Origin of the sequence: Blautia sp. AF14-40, assembly GCF_003479665.1 — a bacterium.
GTDB classification, from domain to species: Bacteria; Bacillota; Clostridia; order Lachnospirales; family Lachnospiraceae; genus Fusicatenibacter; species Fusicatenibacter saccharivorans.
Window position 1 is genome coordinate 1 of the sequence record NZ_QUHK01000113.1, and the last position, 875, is coordinate 875.

The 875-nt window shown below is 45.3% G+C and carries 1 protein-coding gene; it reads right to left on the reverse strand.

The genetic code is table 11. The features are described from left to right. A partial coding sequence (locus DWW13_RS18570) for a DUF6017 domain-containing protein (RefSeq protein WP_147398354.1) occupies positions 1-854 on the reverse strand: 854 nt, incomplete at its 3' end. Between the last annotated feature and the right edge of the window lie 21 nt (positions 855-875).

Below are 875 nucleotides of genomic sequence, written 5' to 3' on the forward strand. Positions count from 1 at the left end.
TTGGGTGCGTTGAAAAGTACCGCTTTCAGATATTGCTTGATGTTGCGGATTTTCGTGGTGTTCTCTTTCATGCAGTCAAAGACAAATTCAATGTGGCTGCTGTTGAGCTTCATAAACTTTGCTTTGACAAGCTCTGCCGGATAATCGTCCCCGGCGATACGAATTGTCTTTCGTTTGGTGCAGACCGTTTCAAGGATAAGGGACACAATCTCGTCCAAGCGTTCCCTGTCAATGTTGGTATGCTTGATAAAATGCTCATACTCGATATTGTCCTTGATGATTTCCTCATACACGCTGTATGCGTCTGCCGCTTCCGTTCCTTTCCGTTCCGGCTCTGCCGTTTCTTCCCTCAAAGGAGAGGGGTTAGGGGAAAGGATAGGAATGGAATGGTTATTTGATAAATCCGTATTTGATTTTTCTTTTTTTGATAAGTCAGTCTTTTGTATATCTTTATTTAATTGCATTGGATTTTCCAACGTCGGGTTATCCGCTGTCGGATTTTCCAATATCGGGTTATCCGCTGTTGGATTTTCCAATACCGGACAATCCAATGCCGGGGGCTGTGGCTGTTCGTAAATGGTGTACTCGATAGCGGTCATTTTACCTTTCTCGTCGCGTCCCTGCCGTCTTGTGATATATCCGGCTTTTTCAAGCTCCCATACAGCGGTGCGGATAGCGTCGATACTTTCCCGGTTGATATAGGACAGTCCTGCAAGGGTATAGTCCCAATCCTCCGGCAAGGACAGCATTTGTGATAACAGCCCTTTTGCTTTTAGGGAAAGCTCCTTATTGCGTAAATGGTGGTTACTCATAACCGTATATCCTGTGTTTCTCTCCACGCGGAAAACTGCCATAGCTTCATCAACTCCTTTGCT